24 protein-coding genes are annotated in these 23,278 nt (G+C 71.8%); 12 read left to right on the top strand and 12 right to left on the bottom strand.

What is annotated here, in order from left to right; genetic code table 11:
* Positions 1 to 9 precede the first annotated feature (9 nt).
* The gene (locus ABZT06_RS40615; RefSeq protein ID WP_355752747.1) at positions 10 to 777 is read right to left on the bottom strand and encodes a TVP38/TMEM64 family protein; all 768 of its coding nucleotides are present in this window, start codon (positions 775 to 777) and stop codon (positions 10 to 12) included.
* A 327-nt stretch (positions 778 to 1,104) separates the two neighbouring features.
* Here ABZT06_RS40615 and tuf point away from each other — a divergent pair, with 327 nt between their 5' ends.
* Both tuf and ABZT06_RS40605 read left to right on the top strand, forming a co-directional pair.
* On the top strand, positions 1,105 to 2,274 hold the full coding sequence (gene tuf / locus ABZT06_RS40610; RefSeq protein WP_355752745.1) for an elongation factor Tu: 1,170 nt from the start codon (positions 1,105 to 1,107) through the stop codon (positions 2,272 to 2,274).
* Between the two features lie 99 nt (positions 2,275 to 2,373).
* Positions 2,374 to 3,219 (top strand): fused MFS/spermidine synthase, encoded by an 846-nt coding sequence (locus ABZT06_RS40605; RefSeq protein WP_355752744.1) that lies wholly within the window; start codon positions 2,374 to 2,376, stop codon positions 3,217 to 3,219.
* Here ABZT06_RS40605 and ABZT06_RS40600 read toward each other — a convergent pair.
* A complete protein-coding gene (locus ABZT06_RS40600) occupies positions 3,181 to 4,479 on the bottom strand; it encodes an MFS transporter (protein WP_355752742.1) in 1,299 nt (432 codons plus the stop codon). The two genes, ABZT06_RS40605 and ABZT06_RS40600, sit on opposite strands and share 39 nt — an antisense overlap.
* 195 nt (positions 4,480 to 4,674) lie before the next feature.
* Between ABZT06_RS40600 and ABZT06_RS40595 the strand changes: the two genes are divergently transcribed.
* Positions 4,675 to 5,112 (top strand): DUF4442 domain-containing protein, encoded by a 438-nt coding sequence (locus ABZT06_RS40595; RefSeq protein WP_355752858.1) that lies wholly within the window; start codon positions 4,675 to 4,677, stop codon positions 5,110 to 5,112.
* A gap of 750 nt (positions 5,113 to 5,862) precedes the next feature.
* Here ABZT06_RS40595 and galU read toward each other — a convergent pair.
* On the bottom strand, positions 5,863 to 6,819 hold the full coding sequence (gene galU, locus ABZT06_RS40590) for a UTP--glucose-1-phosphate uridylyltransferase GalU (RefSeq protein ID WP_355752740.1): 957 nt from the start codon (positions 6,817 to 6,819) through the stop codon (positions 5,863 to 5,865).
* A gap of 439 nt (positions 6,820 to 7,258) precedes the next feature.
* On the opposite strand from galU, the gene ABZT06_RS40585 reads away from it, so the two are divergent.
* Positions 7,259 to 9,019 carry a ricin-type beta-trefoil lectin domain protein gene (locus ABZT06_RS40585; RefSeq protein WP_355752856.1) on the top strand — a complete coding sequence of 587 codons (1,761 nt, stop codon included), beginning with the start codon at positions 7,259 to 7,261 and terminating at the stop codon, positions 9,017 to 9,019.
* A gap of 99 nt (positions 9,020 to 9,118) precedes the next feature.
* Positions 9,119 to 9,769, top strand: a complete 651-nt coding sequence (locus ABZT06_RS40580) for a DedA family protein (RefSeq protein WP_355752738.1) — start codon at positions 9,119 to 9,121, stop codon at positions 9,767 to 9,769.
* An 11-nt stretch (positions 9,770 to 9,780) separates the two neighbouring features.
* On the opposite strand, the gene ABZT06_RS40575 is transcribed toward ABZT06_RS40580, so the two are convergent.
* Positions 9,781 to 10,314, bottom strand: coding sequence for a gamma carbonic anhydrase family protein (locus ABZT06_RS40575; RefSeq protein WP_355752736.1), 534 nt, complete (start codon positions 10,312 to 10,314; stop codon positions 9,781 to 9,783).
* 105 nt (positions 10,315 to 10,419) lie between these two features.
* On the opposite strand from ABZT06_RS40575, the gene ABZT06_RS40570 reads away from it, so the two are divergent.
* Entirely contained in the window at positions 10,420 to 11,208 is a 789-nt protein-coding gene (locus ABZT06_RS40570) for an acyltransferase (RefSeq protein ID WP_355752734.1), read from the top strand.
* Between the two features lie 391 nt (positions 11,209 to 11,599).
* Here the strand turns inward: ABZT06_RS40570 and ABZT06_RS40565 are convergent, their stop codons facing one another.
* Positions 11,600 to 12,457: an EamA family transporter gene (locus tag ABZT06_RS40565; protein WP_355752732.1), complete on the bottom strand. Its 858-nt coding sequence runs from the start codon at positions 12,455 to 12,457 to the stop codon at positions 11,600 to 11,602.
* A 93-nt stretch (positions 12,458 to 12,550) separates the two neighbouring features.
* On the opposite strand from ABZT06_RS40565, the gene ABZT06_RS40560 reads away from it, so the two are divergent.
* Together ABZT06_RS40560 and ABZT06_RS40555 are read left to right on the top strand one after the other, a co-directional pair.
* Complete coding sequence (locus ABZT06_RS40560; protein WP_355752730.1) at positions 12,551 to 13,123, top strand: XRE family transcriptional regulator; 573 nt, start codon at positions 12,551 to 12,553, stop codon at positions 13,121 to 13,123.
* Between the two features lie 20 nt (positions 13,124 to 13,143).
* On the top strand, positions 13,144 to 13,701 hold the full coding sequence (locus ABZT06_RS40555) for a YbaK/EbsC family protein (protein ID WP_355752728.1): 558 nt from the start codon (positions 13,144 to 13,146) through the stop codon (positions 13,699 to 13,701).
* Between the two features lie 42 nt (positions 13,702 to 13,743).
* Here the strand turns inward: ABZT06_RS40555 and ABZT06_RS40550 are convergent, their stop codons facing one another.
* Positions 13,744 to 14,832, bottom strand: a complete 1,089-nt coding sequence (locus tag ABZT06_RS40550; protein WP_355752726.1) for a cation diffusion facilitator family transporter — start codon at positions 14,830 to 14,832, stop codon at positions 13,744 to 13,746.
* A 9-nt stretch (positions 14,833 to 14,841) separates the two neighbouring features.
* Between ABZT06_RS40550 and ABZT06_RS40545 the strand changes: the two genes are divergently transcribed.
* Entirely contained in the window at positions 14,842 to 15,201 is a 360-nt protein-coding gene (locus ABZT06_RS40545; protein ID WP_352387062.1) for a metalloregulator ArsR/SmtB family transcription factor, read from the top strand.
* A gap of 19 nt (positions 15,202 to 15,220) precedes the next feature.
* Here the strand turns inward: ABZT06_RS40545 and ABZT06_RS40540 are convergent, their stop codons facing one another.
* The 3 genes from ABZT06_RS40540 to ABZT06_RS40530 form a co-directional block, all read right to left on the bottom strand.
* Positions 15,221 to 16,432, bottom strand: a complete 1,212-nt coding sequence (locus ABZT06_RS40540) for a 4-hydroxybenzoate 3-monooxygenase (RefSeq protein ID WP_355752724.1) — start codon at positions 16,430 to 16,432, stop codon at positions 15,221 to 15,223.
* An 82-nt stretch (positions 16,433 to 16,514) separates the two neighbouring features.
* A complete protein-coding gene (locus ABZT06_RS40535) occupies positions 16,515 to 18,152 on the bottom strand; it encodes an APC family permease (RefSeq protein ID WP_355752722.1) in 1,638 nt (545 codons plus the stop codon).
* A gap of 154 nt (positions 18,153 to 18,306) precedes the next feature.
* On the bottom strand, positions 18,307 to 18,714 hold the full coding sequence (locus tag ABZT06_RS40530) for a CoA-binding protein (protein ID WP_355752720.1): 408 nt from the start codon (positions 18,712 to 18,714) through the stop codon (positions 18,307 to 18,309).
* Between the two features lie 169 nt (positions 18,715 to 18,883).
* Between ABZT06_RS40530 and ABZT06_RS40525 the strand changes: the two genes are divergently transcribed.
* From ABZT06_RS40525 to ABZT06_RS40515, 3 genes are read left to right on the top strand one after another with little or no spacing between them, the layout of a single operon-like run.
* Positions 18,884 to 19,600: a hypothetical protein gene (locus ABZT06_RS40525; protein ID WP_355752719.1), complete on the top strand. Its 717-nt coding sequence runs from the start codon at positions 18,884 to 18,886 to the stop codon at positions 19,598 to 19,600.
* Positions 19,597 to 20,151, top strand: coding sequence for a histidine phosphatase family protein (locus ABZT06_RS40520; RefSeq protein WP_355752717.1), 555 nt, complete (start codon positions 19,597 to 19,599; stop codon positions 20,149 to 20,151). The genes ABZT06_RS40525 and ABZT06_RS40520 overlap by 4 nt, the downstream gene beginning before the upstream one ends.
* Before the next feature lie 9 nt (positions 20,152 to 20,160).
* The gene (locus ABZT06_RS40515) at positions 20,161 to 20,787 is read left to right on the top strand and encodes a YigZ family protein (protein WP_355752716.1); all 627 of its coding nucleotides are present in this window, start codon (positions 20,161 to 20,163) and stop codon (positions 20,785 to 20,787) included.
* Between the two features lies 1 nt (position 20,788).
* On the opposite strand, the gene ABZT06_RS40510 is transcribed toward ABZT06_RS40515, so the two are convergent.
* From ABZT06_RS40510 to ABZT06_RS40500, 3 genes are all read right to left on the bottom strand, one after another.
* Positions 20,789 to 21,931 (bottom strand): hypothetical protein, encoded by a 1,143-nt coding sequence (locus ABZT06_RS40510; RefSeq protein WP_355752714.1) that lies wholly within the window; start codon positions 21,929 to 21,931, stop codon positions 20,789 to 20,791.
* Between the two features lie 83 nt (positions 21,932 to 22,014).
* Positions 22,015 to 22,476: a hypothetical protein gene (locus tag ABZT06_RS40505; RefSeq protein ID WP_355752712.1), complete on the bottom strand. Its 462-nt coding sequence runs from the start codon at positions 22,474 to 22,476 to the stop codon at positions 22,015 to 22,017.
* Positions 22,473 to 23,177, bottom strand: coding sequence for a vWA domain-containing protein (locus ABZT06_RS40500; protein ID WP_355752710.1), 705 nt, complete (start codon positions 23,175 to 23,177; stop codon positions 22,473 to 22,475). The genes ABZT06_RS40505 and ABZT06_RS40500 overlap by 4 nt, the downstream gene beginning before the upstream one ends.
* Positions 23,178 to 23,278: the final 101 nt, after the last annotated feature.

Genomic DNA, 23,278 nt, shown 5'->3' with positions numbered 1-23,278 from the left:
ATCAGGCGCTCAACGGCCTCGCAGGTGATGCCGCTTGCGCCATGCCACCACCGCTCCGGCCAGTCCCGGCAGGGCGATCGCGGCCATGGCGATCAGGAACGCCGGCGACGTGGGCGCTGAAGCGCGCGCCCCTGCGACCACGTACGCGGCGGTGTTCGGGATCGAACCGAGCGCCGTCGCGACGAGGAACGGCACATATCCCATACGGGAGACCGCGGCGCAGTAGTTCGCCGCCCAGAACGGCACCCCGGGGAACAAGCGGGCCGCCAGCATCGAGCGGAACCCGTGCCGGCTCAACTGCCCGTCAGCCGCCTTCAGCCACCGGCCCCGCAGCAACGGCCGCAGCGCTTCCTGCCCGAGCACCCGGCCCAGGCCGAAGGCGATCCCCGCCCCGAGCACCGTGCCGGCGAGGGCGGAGGCGAGCCCGAGCTGCGACCCGAAGAGCGCGCCGGCGGCGAGATTCAGCAGCGGCCGGGGCACGAAGGCCACCGTGCACAGCCCGTACGCCACCCCGAACACGACCGCGGCCGCGAACCCGCCGAGCTGGGGCGGCCAGCCGTCCGAGAGCAGTCTCTGTGGCTCGAAGAGCAGAACCGTGGACGCGGCGCCCGCGAGCAGCGCGACGAGCAGGGCGAGCCGGGACCACGGCGACAGCAGCACTCTCGTGCAACGGGCGGTGAGGCGCACCGGAGCGGGGACGGGGAGAGCGAACTCCGTGGCGATGGCCGGGGGAGTGGCCGTGGCGGTGCCCCCAGAGCGGGTGGTGGCATCGAGCATCCAGTGACGGTAACCGACATGAAGGTGTGATCGCCGTATGGATGCCGTCGGTCGTGCGGACGGGCGGCTGCGGGCGGCCACAAAAACCGTTCGACGTGGGACGACACGTCGGACATGATCTGCGTCATGTTCCGGTACGCCTTCGCTCTCGCAGCATCCGCAGTCGCGGATGCGCCGAAGGCTGCCGTTCCCGTGTTCCTGGCCGCCGCAGACGGCGCCCGAAGCTGACCCTTCCCGGATCGTCCGGCGGACCCCGCAGGGGGAGGGTCGGCGAGTCCTCGGGGTCCCCGTACTTCCACGAACACGAAGAAGCTTCGAGGTTCAGCCATGTCCAAGACCGCTTACGTGCGCACCAAGCCGCACCTGAACATCGGCACGATGGGTCACGTCGACCACGGCAAGACCACCCTGACCGCCGCCATCACCAAGGTCCTCGCCGAGCGTGGCAGCGGCACGTTCGTGCCGTTCGACCGCATCGACCGCGCCCCGGAGGAGGCCGCGCGCGGGATCACCATCAACATCGCGCACGTCGAGTACGAGACCGACACCCGGCACTACGCGCACGTGGACATGCCGGGCCACGCTGACTACGTGAAGAACATGGTCACCGGGGCCGCGCAGCTCGACGGGGCGATCCTCGTCGTCTCCGCGCTCGACGGGATCATGCCGCAGACCGCCGAACACGTGCTGCTCGCGCGGCAGGTGGGCGTCGACCACGTGGTGGTCGCCCTCAACAAGGCGGACGCGGCCGACGAGGAACTGCTCGAGCTCGTCGAGCTGGAGGTCCGTGAGCTGCTCACCGCGCACGGCTACGGCGGCGACGCCGTGCCCGTCGTACGGGTCTCCGGGCTCAAGGCCCTGGAGGGGGACCCGCGGTGGACGGCGTCGATCGAGGCGCTGCTCGACGCGGTGGACACGTACGTGCCCATCCCCGAGCGGTATCTGGACGCGCCGTTCCTGATGCCTGTCGAGAACGTGCTGACCATCACCGGTCGCGGAACCGTCGTGACCGGCGCGGTCGAGCGGGGCACCGTGCGGGTCGGCGACCGGGTCGAGGTGCTCGGGGCCGCCGTGGAGACGGTGGTGACCGGCGTCGAGACCTTCGGCAAGCCGATGGAGGAGGCGCAGGCCGGGGACAACGTGGCGTTGCTGCTGCGGGGCGTCCCCCGGGACGCGGTCCGGCGGGGACATGTCGTGGCCGCGCCGGGCAGTGTGGTGCCGAGCCGTCGCTTCACCGCGCAGGTGTACGTGCTGTCGGCGCGGGAGGGCGGGCGTACGACGCCCGTCGCCACCGGGTACCGGCCGCAGTTCTACATCCGTACGGCGGATGTCGTCGGGGACGTCGACCTCGGTGAGGTCGCCGTCGCGCGGCCGGGGGAGAAGGTCGTCATGACCGTGGAGCTGGGTCGGGACGTGCCTCTCGAGGCCGGGCTCGGGTTCGCCATCCGTGAGGGTGGGCGGACCGTGGGTGCGGGGACCGTGACGGCCGTCGTGTAGGCGTGGTTGACGGGCGTGGGGGACTGCGGGCCAGTTGTGGCTGGTCGCGCAGTTCCCCGCGCCCCTGAAGGGGCGCTCCCGCACAGGCACAATGGCGGGATGACCGAGTCCCGTCCCGTCGCCCGTGCCGTTGATCACGGGTTCGCCAAGCTGATGCCCGATGTCGATCGGGAGCGGGCCTGGTTGCTGACCGTGGACGGGGCTCCGCAGTCGTACGTCGATCTGGACGAGCCGACACATCTGGAGTTCGAGTACGCGCGGCGGCTCGGGCATGTCCTGGACGGCATCGGGGAGGCGGGGCGGGCGCTGGACGTCGTACATCTCGGCGGGGGCGCGCTGACGCTGCCGCGGTATCTGGCCGCCACCCGGCCCGGGTCACGGCAGGACGTCGTCGAGGCCGACCGGGCTCTGCTGGAGCTGGTCGTCGAGCAACTGCCGCTTCCGGAGGGGGCCGGGGTCGCGTTGCACGCGGCCGATGCACGGAAGTGGCTGGAAAGCGCCCCGGCGGACTCCGCCGACGTGCTCGTGGCCGACGTCTTCGGCGGATCGCGGGTCCCGGCGCATCTGACGTCCTTGGAGTACGCCCGCGAGGCCGCTCGGGTGCTCCGCACCGACGGGGTCTATCTCGCGAACCTCGCCGACGCGGCGCCCTTCGACTTCCTGCGGTCCCAACTCGCCAACTTCGCCGAGCTGTTCGAGGAGCTTGTACTGATCGCCGAGCCCGGGGTCCTGCGCGGGCGGCGGTTCGGGAACGCCGTGCTCGTCGCCGCGCGTCAGCCTCTCGACACGGCGGTCCTGGCCCGGCGTACGGCGGCTGACGCCTTCCCCGCGCGGGTCGAACACGGCGCCGGGCTGCGGAAGTTCATCGGTGCGGCGCGGCCGGTGCGGGACACGGACGCGGTGGCGTCACCCGAGCCCCCCGACGGGGCGTTCGGCCTTGGCTGAGTCCTTTGCGGTGACCCGGGCGACCTGCTTGGTGCCCCGGCGCAGGTTGCGGACGTCCGGTACGCACAGGACGCCCGCCGTGACCGCCACGATCAGGCCCGAGCAGCCCCACAGGGCCGCGGCGCGCCCGAACGCCGACTCCGCCGGGCCCGCCAGCGCCGCCGCGAGCGGTACGAGGGCCACCGAGCCGAACCAGTCGTAGGCTGAGACCCGGGAGAGCTTGTCCTCCGGTATCTCCTGGTGCAGGGCGGTCATCCAGGAGACGCCGAACACCTCGACGGTCGCGCCGGCCACGAACATCGCCGTGCACAGGAGAGGCACCGAGACGGGCACGGCCAGCGCGGCGGACGGCAGCGCCATCGGGAACACGCAGAGGATGCCGACGAACAGCAGGCGGCGCGGCTTCCAGCGGGTCATGAGGAGGGCGCCGACGACCGTGCCGGCGCCGAAGAAGCCGAGGGCCACGCCCCAGGGGCCCGCTCCGCCCAGGTCGTCGCGGGCGACGAGCGGGCCGTAGACCGCGTCCGCGGCGCCCAGGACCGCGTTGGCGACGGAGAACTGGACGACGATGCCCCACAGCCACGGCCTGCCCGCCACCTCCCGCCAGCCGTCGCGGAGGTCGGCGAGCACGCCGGCACCCGGTTCGCGGGCCGGGATGTGACTCACGTCCAGGAAGGAGCGCAGCGAACCGGCGACCGCGAACGCCACGGCGTCCCCCGCGAGCACCCAGCCCGGTCCCACCGCGGCGACCATCGCACCGCCGAGCGCTGCACCGCCCAGCGCCGCACCCTGCATCGCCATCCGGAACACGGCGAAGGCCCGGCCGGCCTGTTCGCCGCTCACCGAGGAGAGCAGCATGCCCTCGGCGGCCGGGCTGAAGAACGCGTGGCCTGTTCCGCCGAGCGCGGTCAGCAGCATCATCTGCCACAGCCGGGGTTCGCCGGTCAGGACAAGGACGGCGAAGGCGGCCTGGGAGAGGCAGTTGAGGGTGTTGGCCGCGACCATCACGCGGTGCCGGGGCAGGCGGTCCGCCACGGCACCGCCGATCAGCAGGAACACCACCAGGGGGAGGGTGCGGGCGGCGGCCACGAGACCCACGTCTCCGCCGTCGCCGCCCGCCTCCAGCACGGCGAACGCGGCGGCGATGAGGGCGCCGTTGCTGCCGAGGTTGGTCACGAACGCGGCGGTGGTCAGCAGGCCGTAGTTGCGGCTCGCCCAGGCGGGTCTGCGGGCGCGGGTGAAGTCGGCGGAGGGGGTCACCGGGCGACTATGGCCGCCGGGGTGCCGCCTTGCCAAACGGTTTGCAGGCCGGATCGGGAGTGCGCTCGCGGCTGCGTCTGGGGCGGGGGCCGGGTCTGGGCTCGGCTCTGCGTCAAGGAGACGCCGATCACTGGTGCCGGGCCTGGTCAGCGCGATCTACTCGTGGGTAACCTCCCGGGTATGAGCGCAGACCAGATGTCCGTCGGCGAGATGCTCGCCGCCACCGTGCCCATGGTTCGGACCCTGAACCTCGAGTTCCTGGAGACCGGACCGGAGAAGGTCGTGATCGCCCTGCCCGACCAGGGCGAGTTCCACAACCACGTGGGCGGACCGCACGCCGGGGCGATGTTCACGCTCGGCGAGTCGGCCAGTGGCGCGGTCGTCCTGGCCGCGTTCGGCGACCAGCTCTCCCGCGCGGTACCGCTCGCCGTCAACGCCGAGATCGCCTACCGCAAGCTCGCGATGGGCCCGGTGACCGCCACGGCGACCCTGGGCCGCCCGGCCTCCGAGGTCGTCGCCCAGCTCGACGCCGGGGAACGCCCCGAGTTCCCGGTCACGATCGAGATCCGCCGCGCGGACGGGGCGGTCACGGGCGAGATGACGGTGGTGTGGACCCTGCGGCCGAACGGCTGAGCGGGGGCGAGGCGCTGGCTGGGGCGGCGGGGCGTGCACTCCGGGCGGACGGGGTTCTGGCCTCGGGCGGACGGCGTGGGCGTGTTCATCTACCACTCGGGTCGCCAACGGCCGCCCCTCCGGCGGCTGTGGCTAAGGTCGGCAACCGCGCCTCCGGCCGGCCTCGTTCGGACTGCCGGCCGATTGCCTTAGGCCGATGTGGTCCGGGTCGTCAATCGGGCCTTCGCTGGGGTAGTTCGGGCTGCTGACGGAATGCCGGCGACCGTGGTGGGTGGGGTCGCCGACCGAATGCTTTCGGCGGGTGTGGTTGGGGCCGGTGATCGGGCGTTCGGCTGCTGACGGAATGCCGGCGACCGCGGTGGGTGGGGCCGTCTGCTGAACGCCTTCGGCCGCCATGGCTGGGGCCGCCCGTCGCGCCTTCGGCCGGTTTGGTTCGGGTCGGCAACCGGGCCTGCGGACGGCGTCGTTCAGACCGCCGAGCGTACGCCTCCGGTCGCCGCGGCTCGGGTCGCTATTCATGCCCCGGTTGCCGTCCTCCAGGCCGCAACTGTTGCCGCTGACCGCCAGGGCCGCCGTCCTCCAGACCGCAACCGCCGCCTTCGGCCGCCGGGCTCGGGTCGTCAGCGGCCGTCGCTGGGCCCCGTCGCCCGGGTGTCAGCCGCCCCCTGGCCCGTCGCTCAGGTAGCCGACCGTCGCCCTCCGGGGCCCCTTCGCTCAGGTAGCCAAGCGCCGCCCCCTGGGCCCCGTCGCTCAGGCAGCCAGCCGCCGGCGCCCCCCTCCGTCCCCCTCGCCGCTCTCCAGCTCCGCCACGAACCCCTTGAGCCAGGCGGTGAACTCCGGGCCCAGGTCGGGGCGGGCGCAGGCCAGGCGGACCACCGTGCGGAGGTAGTCCGCCTTGTCGCCGGTGTCGTAGCGGAGGCCGTCGAAGACCACCCCATGGACCGTTCCGCGCGACGCCAGGTCCTGGAGCGCGTCGGTGAGCTGGATCTCGCCGCCGCGGCCGGGCGGGGTGCGGTCCAGGACGTCGAAGACCGCGGGGTCGAGGACGTAGCGGCCGATGACGGCGTAGGCGCTGGGCGCGTTCTCGGGGGAGGGCTTCTCCACGAGGCCGGTCACCTGGACGACGCCCTTCTCCTGCGTCGGTTCCACCGCCGCGCAGCCGTAGAGGTGGATCTGCTCGCGAGGCACCTCCATGAGGGCGACCACGCTCCCGGCGTACCGGTCGCGGACGTCGAGCATCGTGCTGAGCAGGGTCTCGCGCGGGTCGATCAGGTCGTCGCCGAGGAGGACGGCGAAGGGCTGGTCGCCGACGTGGCGGCGGGCGCAGAGCACCGCGTGGCCGAGGCCGAGCGGCTCGCCCTGGCGGATGTGGTGGATTTTGGCCAGGCGTGCGGGATCGCGCACGGCGTCGAGCCGTACCGCGTCGCCCTTGGCCGCGAGGGCCTGCTCCAGCTCGAAGGCGTGGTCGAAGTGGTCCTCGATGGCCCGCTTGTGGCGGCCGGTGACCATCAGGACGTCGTCGAGCCCGGCCGCCGCGGCCTCCTCGACGACGTACTGGATGGCCGGCTTGTCGACGACCGGGAGCATCTCCTTCGGCGTCGCCTTGGTCGCCGGCAGGAACCGGGTGCCGAGCCCGGCGGCCGGGACGACCGCCTTGCGGACCGTGCGGGCGGGGACAGTGGTGTCGGTCGCGTGGGGGACGATCATGCGGATCATGCTGCGTCACCGGGTTGAGAGCGCGCCGGGAGGAGCCTGGGAGCCCGCTGTGGACCTGGCCGGCGGGGGAGTCAATTTCGAATACCGGTGCGGATACCGGCGGTAACATTTCTGAACTCATCTCTTTTTGAACATGAGTCACTCCATCTTCTTGTTTGCTGTACATCAATTGTGCGAAGGTGATCGCCCCCCCGACAGCCGGGTCGCTTCTGGCGCGGCATAGGTATGCACCAATCAGGCGCCTGCTTTCCGAGGACGCGCATATTCCATGCGGCCCTGCGGCTTGGAAGGAATTGGTCCCGTGCAATCCGCTTACCCCCCACGACCGCCTTACCCGCCACGCCCCGGATCGAGTCCGGCGGAGTCCGACCGTAATCTCCTGGCCCGACTGGGAGAGAACAGCGTGGACGGCCATGCCGTCGCCCTGCTGATGGCGCGACACTGGCAGGCGACCTACGAATACTCGGTCATCTGTCTCGCCTCCTGGTCCGGTTCGGCTTCGATGGCGGCCGTGGCGGCTTTTCACCGCGTGCTCGGCCGGGCGGATGACGGCGCACTGCGTCCACAACTTCTTGTTGCGGTGAGGGAGTTCGTCAAGGGGTGGGCCGCGGACGATGAAATCTCCGCCGTGCTGCCGGAACTCCGCAAGACGATCGGCGGCCGTGGTCTACGCGCGGCGAGGTCCGTCACCCCCGAAAGGCGGCTGCTCGCCGAGCGCGCATTCCGTACCCTTCCCGGGGCTTCCCAATGCTTGCTGTGGCATGCCGAGGTCGAAGCCGAACCCATATCCGTACCGGCCGGTCTGCTGGGTGTGGACACCACCCGTGCCGCGGCCGCCCTGGAGCAGGCGCGCGAGCAATTCCGTACCGGCTGTGTCCGCGCCCACCGGGAACTCGCGCCCACCAGCGAATGCCGTTTCTATAATCGCCTCCTGGATGTCCCGATTCGTCGGGGCGGGGGCCTTCTGCCCGATGTCCGCAAACATCTGACGGAATGCCGGTACTGCCGTCACGCCGCCGAACAGCTCAGCCATTTCGAGGGCGGTCTCGAGGTGCTGCTCGCCGAGACGGTCCTCGGCTGGGGCGCCCACCGTTATCTCGACTCGCGGCCCGCGCGGGCCGCCGAACGTCCGGCCCCGGCCCGGCCCGGCGCTGCCCGCACGAAGCCCGGCGGGCGCCACCGCCCGGTTCCTGCGGGCTTCCTCGCCCAGCCGCGCAAGAGCGCCCGGGCCGTGTTGGTGGGCGCCGGTCTGACCTCCCTGGCCCTGCTCGCCACGGTGCTGGTCACCAAGGGCTGGTCCGAAGACGGCGGGGTTCCCACGCCGGGCGCCACCTGGGGCGCGGTGAGCGGCAACACCGTACGGCCGAGCTCGTCGGAGGTCTCCCAGGACGCGGGGTCGCCGTCCAGGGCCTCCATGAGCAAGGCCGTCGAGGTCGGCCACGGCAGGCTCCACAGCGCCGACGCCGGCCTGTGTCTCGACACCCAGGACGCGCGGACCGTGAACGGTACGAGGGCCGTGCTGGCGAAGTGCTCCTCGGCCGGGTCCCAGCAGTGGACGTACCAGGAGGACGGTCTGCTGCGCAGCGCGGCCGACCCCGGTCTCTGCCTCGACTCGGACACCGAGAAGCTGTCGGTGGTGGTCGCCGACTGTCTGACCGGCGCGGGAGAGGTCCGCTACGACCTCACGGTGCGCGGCGAACTGCTGCTGCGCCGCGGCAAGGGGCTCCTGGTCGCGCCCGGCAAGGGCGAGAACGTCGTCGTCGCCGAGCGCAACGGTTCGAAGGGGCAACGCTGGCTGCTGGAGTCCGCCGAGGAGAGCACGCCGGCCGAGCAGGGCACGCAGTCACCCCAGGACACGCAGCCGGGCCGGCCCTCCGGGGGGCCGGGCGAGGATCCGCTCACTCCCGATCTCGCGCCGGCCCCGCCCGCCGGTCCCGACACCCGCCCCGACCAGAGCCCCGGTCAACCCTCGGACCAGCAGGGAACCCCGCCCGAGCAGTACGGGACACGGGTGGCCCAGGTCGACCACAGCGACGCGGAGCCGGTGACTCCAGCCCTCCCGGCCGCGCCGGTCGAGCAGGCCGGGGCGGCGGTGGGCGCGGTCGTGGACACCGCGACCTCGGTGACGGCGCTCGGCACCTCCGCCCTTGACGTACTCGGCGCCGGTGCGAGGCGGGGCGTCGGCGGCTGAGCCGGTGCTCCGGACGCCGGTTCCCGCGACCCGGTAGGCTGCCACGGCGTGCGTCGGTGGTTGGCGCGCGCCGGGAAAGCGACTTGGGAGGAACCGGCGTTGCACGTCCAGGAATGGCTCGACACCGTGCCCCCGGCCGCCGTCTATGCCCTGGTGGGCCTGGTCATCGGCTTGGAGAGCCTGGGCATCCCGTTGCCCGGTGAGATCATCCTGGTGTCGGCCGCGCTGTTGTCCTCGCAGCACGCGGGGATCAACCCCGTGGTCCTCGGCGCGTGTGCCAGCGTCGGTGCGGTCGTCGGTGACTCCATCGGCTATGCGATCGGGCGCAAGGGCGGTCGGCCGCTGCTCACCTGGCTCGGCGACAAGTTCCCCAGACACTTCAGCGAAGGCCATGTCGCCACGGCGGAGCGGTCTTTCGAGAAGTGGGGCATGTGGGCGGTGTTCTTCGGCCGCTTCGTCGCGCTGCTGCGGATCTTCGCCGGGCCGCTCGCCGGGGTGCTGCGGATGCCGTACTGGAAGTTCCTGATCGCCAACGTGCTGGGCGGGATCATCTGGGCGGGCGGTACGACGGCGGTCATCTACTACGTCGGGATCGTCGCGGAGTCCTGGCTGAAGAGGTTCTCGTGGCTCGGGCTCGTGCTGGCCGTGCTGATCGGCCTGACCTCGATGCTCGTGCTGAAGCGCAAGGCGAAGAAGGCGACGGCGCAGATGCAGGCGGCCGAACCGGAGACCGTCCCGGCCGCCGACTGAGCCTCACCGACTCACGGCTTCTCGTGGACCTCGTGGTGGGCCTTGGCCAGATCCGCGTAGAGCGTTCCGTTCAGGGTGACTCCTTGACGCTCCTCCTCCATCAGCTCCCGCCGCACCTTCGCCGGCACGCCCGCCACCAGGGAACCGGGCGGGATCTGCATGCCCTGCGGTACCAGCGCCTGGGCCGCCACCAGGGAACCCGCCCCGATCACCGCGCCGTTCAGCACCGTCGCGCCCATGCCGATCAGGCAGTCGTCCTCGACCGTCGCTCCGTGCACGACCGCGTTGTGCCCCACGGACACCCGCTCGCCGATCGTCACCGGGAAGCCGGGGTCGGCGTGGAGCGTGCAATTGTCCTGGATATTGCTGTGGGCGCCGACTGAGATGCGTTCTACGTCGCCGCGGGCCACCGCGCCGTACCAGAGACTCGCCCCCGCCTGAAGCGTCACGTCTCCGATCACCGACGCGTTGGGCGCCACGAAGGCCTCCCCGTCGATCTTCGGTTCCCTTCCGCCGATGCCCGTGATCAATGCCTCGTGCGCCATTTCGCCTCCTGGTTCGCGATATCCCGAACCGTACGCCACCCGGTGGGGCGAAGATCACAAGCCCGTCGTCTCATCTGTGCGGCGTGCGCTCAGTACGGTGAGGTCGTGCCGAAGAGCAAGAACACGTTCTCATCCTGGCGGGGCCGCCTCGTCCAGCGTGCCGTGCACGCCGGCTGGGCCTGGGTGCAGCGCACGGGCTCCGTCTCCGCCGAGCGCCCGGGGCGCTTCCGCTTCGGCGCGCTGGGGGCGCACACCCGGCTGGCCTTCCCGCTCGGCACGGTCTTCGGTGAGCCGTGGATCCACGTGGGCTCCCACTGCATCGTCGCCGAGCAGGTCACCCTCACCGCGGGCCTGATGCCCGACCTGGACCTCGGCCCGGAGCCGATCCTGCGCATCGGTGACGGGGTGGTGCTGGGCCGTGGCAGCCATGTCATCGCCGACACCACGGTCACCATCGGCAGCGACTGCTACTTCGGGCCGTACGTCTATGTCACCTCCACCAACCACTCCTACGACGATCCCCACGAGCCCATCGGCAAGCAGTGGCCGCGGATGGAGCCGGTGGAGATCGGGCCGGGGTGCTGGATCGGGACCGGGGCGGTGATCCTGCCGGGGGCACGGATCGGACGGAACGTCGTGGTCGCGGCCGGGGCGGTGGTCCGGGGCGTGGTGCCGGACCACGCCGTGGTGGCGGGGGCTCCGGCCCGGGTCGTACGCCGCTGGACCGCCGAGGACGGCTGGCAGCCACCGCTCAGGACCCCGGCACCGGTACCGATACCCGAAGGAGCCACGGCGGAACAGCTCAACGCGCTGGCCGGCCTGGACGAGGAGACGGTGGCGAAACTCGCCGAACTGGACGAGGACGCGACGACGCGGCTTGCCGGACTGGACTGAGGGGCGCTGCGCGGCTGGGGACGAGGGTGGGTGGGGTCGGGCGTCGTGTGGGGAGCGGGACGGGGGCCGGTTCGTCGAGAGGCGGGCGAGTGTCTGGACCCAGGATGTCGAGTCGGCTGGGCCGAGGGGCGGGTCGGTTCTTTGAGAGGTGTACCGAGCCGTCCTGCCTCAGCAGCCGAGTGCTTGACGAGCCGACCGGCAGGGGGAGAGGGGCGCCGGACCCGACGTGAGGGCTGAGGTGGGCCGGTGTGGCTGGGGGCCCAAGCGCGGGGAGTCCCCTCGAGCCGGCCAGGGTGGTCGGCGCTGGTGGCGAGTTGGGCGGGGGACGACGCGGGGCAGGCTGCCGCGGGCCGGTCGTCCGCACCGTAGGGCCGACAAGGGGGCGCAGTGGTCAGCCCGTTGCCAGGAGCACGGTGCCGACCAGGGCCAGGCCCGCGCCCGCCGCCTGGAGTGCGCGCAGGCGTTCGCTGAGGAAGCCGCGGGCGGCCAGGGCCGTGACCACCGGGTAGAGCGAGGCGAGGACGGCGGCCACCGTGACCGGGCCGTGCTGGGCGGCCACCGAGTACGTGCCGTTCGCCGCCACGTCCGCCAGGCCCACGAAGGCGAGAGCGGGGAGGGAGGCCCAGGGGAAGCCGGTCGTCGGGAGCGCGGGCGCGCCCCGTTTCACCGAGACGTACAGGGCCGCGCCGCCGACCGCCACGTTCACCAGGCGCTGCACGAACAGGGCGAGGAACAGGCCGGTGACGGTCGTGGACGCCTCCGCGATCAGGACGAACACCGTGCCGAAACCGAGAGCCGCGATCAGGGTGAGGGCGATCGCCTGGCGTTGCACCGGGGCGCCGCGCAACTGGGGTCCGCCCGCCAGGACCACTCCGGTGACGGCCACCGCGATGCCCGCGACCTGCACCAGCCCTGGACGCTCGCCGAGGAGGAGGCCGACGCCGACCGGGACCGCGACGCTGAGCGTGCCCAGCGGGGAGACGAGTCCCATCGGGCCCAGCGCGAGCGCTTTGTAGAAGCAGATCAGGGCGACCGGTCCGGCCAGCCCCGCGGCGAACGCGAACCACAGCCGGGGATCCGCCTCGCTCCAGCCGCCCGTCGCCACCACGACCGCGCCGAGCACGGCCGCCGCGATCGCCTGCGAGACCACGACCACCGTGAGCACCGGGAGCCGCCGGGTCAGCACCCCGCCGCCGAAGTCGGCCAGGCCCCACAACAGGCTGGTGGCCAGGGCGAAGAATGCTGTCACGGCGTGCCTCGCAGTACAGTTCGGTGAACGATCGGGTGCACCCCACCGTAGTTCATTCAGTTGCACTGTGTCATACAGAATATTGGACGTGACGTGTCGGACCTCGACCTGTTGACCCAGTCCCTGGCGCGCAACGTCAAGCGCTGGCGGACCGAGCGCGGCTTCACCCTGGACGCGCTCGCCGCCCGAGCCGGGGTCAGCCGCGGCATGCTGATCCAGATCGAGCAGGCCCGCACCAACCCCAGCCTCGGCACCGTCGTGAAGATCGGCGACGCCCTCGGGATCAGCATCACCACGCTCCTCGACTACGAACAGGGACCGAAGGTCCGGATCGTCCCGCCCGAGCAGGTGGTGCGGCTGTGGGGCACGGAGGCGGGCAGCTGGAGCCGACTGCTCGCGGGCGCGGAGGCCCCCGGACCGCTGGAGATGTGGGAGTGGCGGATGATGCCGGGCGAGAGCAGCCGGTCGGATCCGCACCCCGCCGGGACCGTCGAGATCCTGCACGTCACGGAGGGCGAGATGACCCTGACCGTCGACGGCGTCGAGCACCGGGTCGCCGCCGGGGCGAGCGTCACCTTCGAGGCCAACGCCGAGCACGTGTACGCCAATCAGGGCGACGTCCCCGCCCGGTGGATGCTGGCGGTCTCGGTACCGGCCGTGCCGTGAGCTGCTGTTAGCGTGCCGTCATGGACGCACCCATCGGGCACTTCGACCACGCCGTTCCCGCCCCCGCCGCCCTCGACGAGCTGACCCGTCCGGTCGCCGACGCCGTACGCCACTGGAGCGGCAGCGTCCCCGCCGAGCAGATCGTGTACGTCGACACCGACCCGCGATGGGCCGACACCGCGGTCTTCGTCGAGCACTACGGACAGGAGCTCCTGGAGCGGTCGGCGAACTGCGTGGTGGTGGCCGGCAAGCGGGGCGGCGAGACCACCCTCGCCGCGTGCGTCGTCCTGTCCACCACCCGGGTCGACGTCAACGGGGCCGTCCGCCGGCAACTCGGCGCCCGGAAGGCATCGTTCGCCTCCATGGACACGGCGACCGGGGAAAGCGGCATGGAGTACGGCGGCATCACCCCGATCGGACTCCCCGCCGACTGGCCGCTGTTGGTCGACTCGGCCGTGGTCGACCTGCCGTACGTCCTGGTCGGCAGCGGACGGCGACGGGGGAAACTGCTGGTGCCGGGCAAGGCGTTCGCGGAACTGCCGGGCGCGGTGGTGCTGGAGGGGCTCGGCGTGGCCTGACCGGGCGGCAGAGTCCTGACCTCGGGCCGCGGTGTCCTCACCTCACACCGGCATGTGGTGGGCAAGGGCGTGATGCGGGTCCGCCTCGCCCGGCACCGGGGCCGGATCGGCGTGCACCAGGGCTGCCGTGAGACGGGGCACCGCGTGCAGCAGGGCGTGCTCGGCCTCGACGGCCACCGCGTGTGACTGACGTACCGTCATCTCGCCGTCCACCACGACCGCCACCTCCGCGCGCAGCCGGTGCCCGATCCAGCGCAGCCTCAACTCGCCCACCCCGCGCACCCCTTCGACCTCGCGCAGCGCGCCCTCGGCCCGGTCCACCAGGTCCGGGTCGACGGCGTCCAGCACCCGCCGGAACACCTCGCGCGCCGCGTCCCGCAGGACCAGCGTGATCGCGGCCGTGATCGCCAACCCCACGATCGGGTCGGCGAGTTGCCAGCCCAGGGCCGAACCGCCGGCGCCGATGAGCACGGCCAGTGACGTGAACCCGTCGGTGCGGGCGTGCAGTCCGTCCGCCACCAGTGCGGCCGAACCGATGTCCCGGCCCACCCGGATGCGGTACCGGGCCACCCACTCGTTGCCCGCGAAGCCCACCAGCGCGGCCGCGGCGACCGCCGGGACGTACGCCACGGGACGCGGATCGAGCAGCCGGTCGATCGCCGCCCACCCCGCGAAGGCCGCGCTCGCCGCGATCGTCAGCACGATCACGATGCCCGCGAGATCCTCGGCGCGGCCGTAGCCGTACGTGAAACGCCGGGTGGCCGCGCGCCGCCCCAGCACGAAGGCGATGCCCAGCGGTACGGCGGTCAGCGCGTCCGCCGCGTTGTGCACCGTGTCGCCGAGCAGGGCGACGGACCCGGACACGGCCACGACGACCGCCTGCGTCAGGGCTGTGACACCCAGCACCGCCAGCGAGACCCACAGGGCGCGCATGCCGCGGGCGGAGGACTCCAGGGCGGAGTCGAGCTTGTCGGCGGTCTCGTGGGAGTGCGGGGTGAGGAGGTGGGCGAGGCGGTGGCGCAGGCGGTGGCTCCGGTGCTCGTGCGGGTGAGGGTGTTCGTGGTGGTGGTTGCTCACGTGGTGCCCCTTCCGATGCGCGCGATGGTGGACGTACCGCGACCACGGAGCCATTATGTGCGTATGAGCGCACGCATGCACCTATCAACTGCGCACGATGCGCACCCGCGCACGCCCGGCGAGGAACAGTTCGCCCTCGCCGCCGAGATCCTCGCCCTGCTCGGTGACCGCACCCGCCTCACCCTGCTCCACGCCCTGACCGGGGGAGAGGCCGATGTCACGACCCTCACGGAGGCGTGCGGGGCGGCCCGGCCGGCGGTCAGCCAGCACCTGGCGCGGCTCCGGCTGGCCGGGCTGGTGAACACCCGGAAGGAGGGGCGCCGGGTGATCTACACACTGCGCGACGGCCACCTGCGCCGGCTCGTCGACGAGGCCCTGAACGTGGCCGACCACCGGCTCAGCGACCGGCCGGTGCACGACTGAGGGGCCGGTGCGTGAGAGATCAGTACGCGGTCGCCGTACCGAGGTACTGCTCCGCGAAGGCCGCGGAGGCGGCCGGTGAGGTGAACAGGCGGCGGAGGCGGGCGAACGTGGTGCCCGCGCGGTACTCGTCGCCCGACGAGGTGCCGTGGTAGACCTCGGAGAGCCACTGGGAGAACTCCTGGTAGTCCCACACGCGCCGCAGACAGGCCTCCGAGTAGCCGTCCAGGCCGCTGCCCTCGCCCTTGCCGAGGTAGGCGACGAGCGAGTCGCCGAGCAGGAAGGCGTCGTGCAGGGCGAGGTTCATGCCCTTCGCCGCTATGGGGGCGGTCAGGTGGGCGGAGTCCCCCGCGAGGAACAGGCGGCCGAACGTCATGGGCTCGACCACGTAGTTGTGCATGTCGAGGACGCGCTTCTCGATCAGCCGGCCCTCGGTGAGCGGCGGTGCGTCGTCCGCGCCCAGGCGCTGCTGGAGTTCGGCCCAGACGCGGTCGTGGGACCAGCTCTCGGGGTCGTCGCCGGGAGGGCACTCCAGGTAGTAGCGGGTGACCTCGGGGCTGCGGGCCATATGCCCGGCGAAACCGTTCGGATGGATGCCGAACAGCACGCAGTCGGAGGACGGCGGTGCCTCGGCGAGCAGCGCCAGCCAGCCGATGCCGTAGTCGTGCCGGGCGATGGTCGTGGTTTCCGGGAGCACGGTGCGGGTCACCCCGCGGGCCCCGTCGCAGCCGGCCACGAACTCGCACCGCACCAGCTGCCGTTCACCCGTGTCGGCATCGGTGTACGACACGGACGGCTCGGACGTCTCCAGGTCGTGCAGCCGGACGTCCCGGACGCCGAAGCGGATCTCGCCGCCCCTCGCGTCGGCGTACTCGCGGACCAGGTCCGTGACCAACAGGGGCTGGGGGTAGACGAAGTGGTGCTGTCCCGTCAGCTCGCCGTAGGCGAAACGGAAGCGGTCGCCGGCGAAGCGGAACTCGCACTCGGTGTGCAACTGGGCGCGCTCCAGCAGGGTGTCGGCGAGACCGCGCTGCTGCAGACCCCGTACGGCCCACTCCTCGATGACGCCCGCGCGCGGCCGCTGCTCGATGAACGCGCGGGTCTCCGCCTCGAGGACGAGACAGTCCACGCCCGCGGCCCGCAGGATGTTGCCGATCGTCAGCCCCGCGGGTCCGGCACCGACGATGACGACCGGAAAGCGTTGGGGCGCAAGGGAGTTGGAGTGGGAGGTCACCCGGACATTATGTCGGCGCCCCGGCCAGGCCGGGGAGGGGCGCCGGGTACCTCCCCACGCGGAGGCACCCGGGCCGTCTGTCTCAGTGCGCGGGCGCGTCGGTGACGACGACCTCGTCGATGCTGCGCTCGATCTCCGCGGCCGGGGACGCGGTGGCCCTCGCCCAGTAGTAGATCGCGAGGGAGAAGACGGCGATGAGCGCGATGTCCCACCACAGGGCGATCCGGCCCGAGCCGCCGAAGCCGCCCTGCCAGGAGATCAGGCCCATGCCCACCAGATACACCGGCAGCCACTGGGCGGCCTTCCAGTCCAGGCGGGGCGCGTCGGGCAGGTTCTTGGCGATGGCGTAGCGCGCGTAACCACCGAGGAGGACATAGCCGAGGAGGATCGCCACGCCGAGCCGCCACAGGGTGTGCCACCCCGCCCAGTAGATGATGAGGTTGGCCACCACGAAGGACAGCGGGGACAGGACCGAGCCCGCGGGCAGCCGGTAGGGGCGCTCGAGGTGGGGCAGCCGGTCGGCGAAGACGCCGTAGGCCAGCGGGGCGCCGGCGTACATCAGGACGCTCGCCGAGGTGATGAAGCTGACCAGCTGCTGCCAGCTCGGGAAGGGCAGGAAGCAGATCACGCCGGTCACGAAGGAGATGGCGAGACCGAACCAGGGCACGCCCCTGGGGTCGGTCCGCTCGAACAGCCTGGGCGCGTAACCGTTCTTGGCCAGGCCGTAGGAGACGCGGGAGGTGGCGGTGGTGTAGATGAGCCCGGTGCCGCCCGGTGAGATCACCGCGTCGAGGTACAGCACCCAGCTCAGCCAGCCCAGGCCGACGAGGGTCGCGAGACCGGCCCAGGGGCCCGCGATCCCGGGGTAGTCGAGATGCGCCCAGCCGTGCGCGAAGGTGCTGTGCGGCAGCGCGCCGATGAACACGATCTGGAGCAGCACGTAGATGACCGCGCCGATGGTGACCGACCCGATGGTCGCGCGCGGCAGGTCACGCCTGGGGTTGCGGCTCTCGCCCGCCAGTTGGATCGCCTGCTCGAAGCCCAGCAGGGCGAAGATGATACCGCTGGTGCTGATCGCGCTCAGTACGCCCTTGGCGCCGAACGGCGCGAAGCTCTCGGAGTGGAAGTTGCCCGGGTGGAAGTTGCCGATCGCGATGATGAAGATGGCGGCCAGCGGCACCGCGATCTTCCACCAGGTGGCGGCGCTGTTGGTGTGCGCGAGCACCCGTACGCCGAGGAAGTTGACGACCACGAAAACGGCCATGAGGAGTATGGCGACAAGGAGCCCGCTCGTGGTGAGCGTTTTATCCGCGTGCTGGAACCCCCGAGCCCACGACCAGTGACCGGCGTAACCGATCATCGCCTCGACCTCGATCGGCGCCACGGTCGCTGCCTGCAGCCAGGAGAACCAGCCGAAGGACATTCCGGCGAGGCCGCCGAATGCGTAGTGCGGATATCGGGCGGTGCCGCCCGCCACCGGGAACATACCGCCGAGTTCCGCGTGGACGAGGGCGAGCAGCACAATGGCCACCGCGCCGATGATCCACGAGATCACCGCGGCGGGCCCGGCCACGACGACCGCTTCCTGGGCGCCGTACAGCCAGCCCGAGCCGATGATGGAACCGACCGAGGCCCACATGAGCCCGATCAGCCCCACGTCCCGCCGCAGGCCGCCGCCCGGCATCCCCTTTGTCCCAGGTACTGAATCGACGCTTACCATAAATTAAGGGGCCTCTCACGAAATGCATACTTTCGATGTACAAGAGGCCCCAAGATTAGGGATCGACCGTATTTGAGTTGAAGATGTCCGTCGGTTATTTGACTTTCCTGCGGGGGATTCCTTGCAAGCGTTTCAGGAATTCCGGGGCGGGACGTCAGACGAGGCGGGGGATCTCGATAGCGGGGCACTTGTCCATCACCATGTCGAGGCCGGCGGCGCGCGTGCGGTCGTAGGCCGCCTCGTCGATGACGCCGAGCTGGTACCAGACGGCCTTGGCACCGATGGCGATCGCTTCGTCGGCGACCGCTCCCGCGAGGTCGCTGTTCACGAACACGTCGACCACGTCCACGTCGAAGGGAATGTCCGCGAGGGAGGCGTACCCCTTCTCGCCGTGCACGGTCTCCGCCTTGGGGTGGACCGGCACGATTCGCTTGCCGTGGCGCTGGAGCACCTCGGCGACCCGATAGGCCGCGCGCCCCTGGTTCGACGACAGGCCCACGATCGCCCAGGTGTCGCCGAGTTCGGTGAGGATCCTGCGGACAGTTGCTGAGTCGCCGTACACGCTCGGCTCCTTGCTCTGGGGGTGGGGGTGTCGTGATCGGGAACAGCGGGGAGGCGCGGTTGATTCCGCCCGGAAGGGGGAGCCGAGCAAGTTGGTTGAATCCCGTAACCGTGTCCGAAATACCGGTCAGTCACCTGCGCGCGGCCTTTCGCCCGCCTACGCTCGCCCCGTGCTGCGCATCACCGACGCCCGAACCGGCGAGACCGTCGACGCCGTCCCCGCCCTGAGGGGCCTGACCCGAGTCGAAGCCCACGTGCCGGGCTACGACACCTCCGCCCTCCGCATCCTGCTCGTCGCCGACCTCCTCGTCAGGGCGCTGGAGATCGGCGGCACGCCCGTGTGGGCGCTGCTCACCGGCGCCCGCGAACAGGCGGAGCTGCACGCGGGCGCCGCCGCCCTGGGCATGCGGCCCTTCGAGGACCGCCGGGACGTGGGCCCGGGGTGGGGCGAGTCCCAGGCCGTCCACGTGGTGGCAGAGGGCGGCGCGGCCCCGGACGGGCTCCGGGTCGCCGTCGCGCCCGTCGGGACGCCGGACCTCCCGGAGGGCGCCGACCCCGCCGAGGTCCGCCTCGCCCTGCTCACCCCGCCCCGGAGCACGCCGGCCCGGCTGGACGAGGCTGCCCTGGCCGAGGCCCACGAGACCCTCGTACGCTGGCGCCGGGCCGTCGCCGCGTGGGCTCGGCATCCGTCACGGCCCGTCCCCGAGAAGGTGCGCGGACGGCTCCGTACCGCCTGGGAGGACGACCTGGACGTACCCGAGGTGCTGCGCGTGCTGCGGTGGGTCGAGGAGTCGGAGCTGCCGGAGGGCGCCCGCTTCGAGACGTACGCCTACGCCGACCGGCTGCTCGGCCTCGAGCTCACCCGCGACCTGGGATCCCCGGCATGATCGCGCGCGCCGGAACGGGCCCGCTGCGCCGCCTGGTCGTCCTGAGACACGCCAAGTCCGCCTGGCCCGAGGGCGTCGCCGACCATGAACGCCCCCTCGGGCCCCGCGGCCGCCGGGACGCTCCGGAGGCGGGCCGCGTCCTCGCCGCTTCCGATCTGCTCCCCGACCTCGCCCTGTGCTCCACGGCCGTACGCGCCCGGCAGACCTGGGAGCTGGCGTCCGCCCAGTGGGGCACCCCGCCGCCGGTACGCCTCGACCCCGGGCTGTACGGAGCCGACGTGCCGGAGCTGCTGGCCGCCGTGCACGAGACACCTCCCGAGGCCGTGACACTGCTCCTCGTCGGACACAACCCCGGCCTGGAGGAGCTGGTCCTCACCCTGGCCGGCGACGGCCTCGACGACGCGCTGGACGAGGTCCGGGTGAAGTTCCCGACCTCGGCGATCGCCGTGCTGGCCTGGCACGGCACCTCCTGGCGGGCCCTGGAACCGGGGACGGCGCTGCTCACGTCCGTGCTGGTGCCGCGGGGGAGGAGGCAGTCCACCACGGACTAGGCTGACCGGATGCCGGACGAGTACCGCACAGTGGCCCGCGCGGGCGTGCACGAGACCGAGGTCAACCGCTCCCGCTTCCTGTGCGCCCTCGCCCCGGTGGCCACCGAGCGGGAGGCCCAGGACTTCGTCGCCGCCGTCCGCAAGGAGCACGCCGACGCCACCCACAACTGCTACGCGTACGTCATCGGCGCCGACGCCGCGATCCAGAAGGCGAGCGACGACGGCGAACCCGGCGGCACGGCCGGCGTCCCCATGCTCCAGATGCTGCTGCGCCGCGACATGCGGTACGTCGTCGCCGTCGTCACCCGCTACTACGGCGGCGTCAAGCTCGGCGCGGGCGGCCTCATCAGGGCGTACGGCGGCGCGGTCGGCGAGGCCCTGGACGCTGTCGGCACCCTCACGCGCCGCCGGTTCCGCCTCGCCACGGTGACCGTCGACCACCAGCGCGCGGGCAAGGTGGAGAACGACCTGCGGTCGACCGGACGCGAGGTGCGGGACGTCCGCTACGGCGAGACGGTCGCGATCGAGATCGGCCTGCCTGAAGCGGACGTGGCGGCGTTCCGGGGATGGCTCGCCGACGCCACCGCGGGGACGGCCGGGTTCGAACTGGGCGGCGAGGCCTACGGGGACGCCTGAGTCAGGTGGGCGAGGGCTCCGGTGTCAGATCCTCCTCGCCGATCTGCCTGCCCGACTGGAAGATAGTCACGACCTTGCCGTGTATCTCGTACCGGTATGGGCCGTTGCGGGCCTCGTAGCCCTCGCTCGTCTGCTCTGCCTCCATGGCGATGCCCGCCTCCCGGCCGTCGCTGAACTCGCCGTAGTAGTACAGGGTTCCGGACGTCGTGCGGCACAGGGTGATCTGCTTGTTCGACGTGCGGAACGCCTCGACGAGTTCGGCGCCGTCGCCGTTGGGGAGTTCGGCGGCGATGCGGGCCGGGCAGGTCCCGGCCACCGTGGTGCCGTCCGTGCCGCCCGAGTCCGAGGAGTCGAACGCGCTGCCGCAGCCCTTCGCGAACAGGCCCAGCAGGAAGAGCAGCACGAGGAATCCGACGCAGCCGCTCACGCAGCCCCTGTCCTTCGACTTGGGCGGCGGCGTGTGGACCGGCCGGGGAGGCGGCGCGTAGACAGGTGCCGGGCGCGGCGGCGGGACGGGGGTCGTGGTCGGGGTGGTCGGACGGTAGCCCGTGCTGGGGGAGGACGGGAAGAAGACGCCTTCCTCGGTGCGCGGCCGGGTGCCGCTCGATGCGGTACCGGTGCGCCGGGTCGATGTACCGGTCGAGCCGGGGCGCGGGGACGCCGGCCTCGGTCCGGATGCCGAGGTGGCCCCGGTGCTTCCGGCGCCGGTGCGGGGCGAGGGTTTCTTGGCCGGTGGCTTGCGGGGGGCCGTCTTCTTCGCGGTGGTGTCTCCGGAGGACGACGCCTTCGGCGACTTCGGGGACTTGGGGGTCTTGGGGGTGCCCTTCTTCGCCGCCGCCTTCCAGGAGGTGCCGCAGGTGAGGCAGGACACGTCCGTGCGCGCGTTGAACGTGTCGCACTCCGAACAGCGCCAGTCGGCGGTCGGGCGCGCGGCGCTCCCGGGCCGCTTCGCCGGCGGCCGGGGGGCGCCCGTCTTCTTGGCGGCGGGCTTGGCCGCCGCGGGCGCCCTGGCCGCCCCTGCTGCCTTGGGTGCCGCACCCGCCGCGGAGTCCCGACGGTCCTCGCCGCAGACCGTGCAGGACGTCTCCGCGGGCGCGTTGAACGTGTCGCAGTCCGCGCAGCGCCAGTTGGCCGATGCCACCACCTCCTGCTGACCTCCTCATTCGTCACTCTCACTCGTCTCCGCCGGGGTCCATGGGCCTCGGACCACGGTTCAGCCCCGTACCGTCACCCCGTGTCAGCCTCGATGCGGGCCGAGACGGCCGCGAACAACTCCTCCGACGCCGGTCCCGCGGGGGCGGCGATCCATTCCGGCGAGTCCACCGGCACCCGTTGCCACCCGGCCTCCTCAGCGGCGTCGGGCGCCTGCTCCGGGATGCCGAAGCGCCGGCGCAGCAGGTCGGTGTACTGCTCCGCCTCCTCCAGCCGGTCCGCCGCGACATCCACCCGGATCACCAGGAGCCCGGGTGTCGGGCCTTCGGGGAAGCGCAGATGGAAGACCCACTGGGACAGTCCGTCAGGGCCCTGCGGAAGCAGCCGTACCTGGGAGCAGCGCCGCACGTGCGACTCGACGGAGCCGTTGCGGTGCCAGTGGAAGGTCAGATAGCCGTCGCTGTGGCACTCCAGCCGGAACTCCGGCCAGTCGAGCGCCACGGGCTGGTCGGGCCGCACGTGCCGGTCGGACGTCACAGGCTGTTCGCGATCGTCTCGATGATCTCGTCCATCTCGAACTCCTCCAGTCCCTGACCGGCCTTGGAGGCGAAGTGCAGGGTGAGGTCCCACTCCTCGGCGATCGGGTCGGACCAGGGCGCCTGGTCCGGCGCGAACAGCACGAGCCGCTTCGCCGACTGCTCCATCACCGAGGTCTGGCTGCGGGCGTACCCCCACTGCTCGAACAGGTCGTCGAGGCTGCTGGGAATGGCCGCCGGGTACGAGGGAACGGAGGCGTGCGTGCCCAACGGGTGGGCCGGGGCGTCGGTGAACATCACGATGACATGGCGCCTGCGGTCCAGGCCGGTCTCCCAGGGCGAGTTGATCGCCAGGGCGAGCGCCTCCAGACCCGATTCGGGATAGTCACCGCCCCCACCGGCGTCGATGCCGCGGACGAAGTTCTCGAAGTCCCCGGACTGCGTGGGAAGTTGCAGGAAGCCGGTCTCCTCGATGGCGTTCGAGGGATCGTCGCCGAAGTCCCGGAAGGCGATGACCTTGAGGCGCAGCTGGCTGATCGCCTTGCCCTTCTTGGCCATCACGTCGTTGAGCCGGTCATGGAACTGGAGCGCGCTCGACTTCACGTTGTCGAGCACCGGGTACATGCTGCCCGTCGCGTCGATGCACAGCACGATGTCGACGGCGTACTGCAGATTCCCCTGGTACTGCTCACTGTTGCTCATACGGAGTCCCTAAGAATGTTGGCGGTCCGGGAGGACCGGGTGTGGCTGATGCGGAGTTGCCGTTGATGGCTCAAGGAGAATGGCCGCCCGGTCCTCCGGGA

Origin of the sequence: Streptomyces sp. NPDC005483 (genome assembly GCF_040606035.1) — a bacterium.
Taxonomy (GTDB): Bacteria; Actinomycetota; Actinomycetes; order Streptomycetales; family Streptomycetaceae; genus Streptomyces.
The sequence above is the reverse complement of the archived record's forward strand: the minus strand, read 5'-3'. Positions and strand labels throughout refer to the sequence as shown.

Bases quoted from the DNA above. Each gene is read 5' to 3' on its own strand.
- ABZT06_RS40615 (WP_355752747.1), bottom strand. From the start codon at position 777: ATGCTCGATGCCACCACCCGCTCTGGGGGCACCGCCACGGCCACTCCC.
- tuf (WP_355752745.1), top strand. From the start codon at position 1,105: ATGTCCAAGACCGCTTACGTGCGCACCAAGCCGCACCTGAACATCGGC.
- ABZT06_RS40605 (WP_355752744.1), top strand. From the start codon at position 2,374: ATGACCGAGTCCCGTCCCGTCGCCCGTGCCGTTGATCACGGGTTCGCC.
- ABZT06_RS40595 (WP_355752858.1), top strand. From the start codon at position 4,675: ATGTCCGTCGGCGAGATGCTCGCCGCCACCGTGCCCATGGTTCGGACC.
- galU (WP_355752740.1), bottom strand. From the start codon at position 6,819: ATGATCGTCCCCCACGCGACCGACACCACTGTCCCCGCCCGCACGGTC.
- ABZT06_RS40585 (WP_355752856.1), top strand. From the start codon at position 7,259: ATGGCGCGACACTGGCAGGCGACCTACGAATACTCGGTCATCTGTCTC.
- ABZT06_RS40575 (WP_355752736.1), bottom strand. From the start codon at position 10,314: ATGGCGCACGAGGCATTGATCACGGGCATCGGCGGAAGGGAACCGAAG.
- ABZT06_RS40555 (WP_355752728.1), top strand. From the start codon at position 13,144: ATGGACGCACCCATCGGGCACTTCGACCACGCCGTTCCCGCCCCCGCC.
- ABZT06_RS40550 (WP_355752726.1), bottom strand. From the start codon at position 14,832: ATGGCTCCGTGGTCGCGGTACGTCCACCATCGCGCGCATCGGAAGGGG.
- ABZT06_RS40545 (WP_352387062.1), top strand. From the start codon at position 14,842: ATGAGCGCACGCATGCACCTATCAACTGCGCACGATGCGCACCCGCGC.
- ABZT06_RS40535 (WP_355752722.1), bottom strand. From the start codon at position 18,152: ATGGTAAGCGTCGATTCAGTACCTGGGACAAAGGGGATGCCGGGCGGC.
- ABZT06_RS40520 (WP_355752717.1), top strand. From the start codon at position 19,597: ATGATCGCGCGCGCCGGAACGGGCCCGCTGCGCCGCCTGGTCGTCCTG.
- ABZT06_RS40515 (WP_355752716.1), top strand. From the start codon at position 20,161: ATGCCGGACGAGTACCGCACAGTGGCCCGCGCGGGCGTGCACGAGACC.
- ABZT06_RS40500 (WP_355752710.1), bottom strand. From the start codon at position 23,177: ATGAGCAACAGTGAGCAGTACCAGGGGAATCTGCAGTACGCCGTCGAC.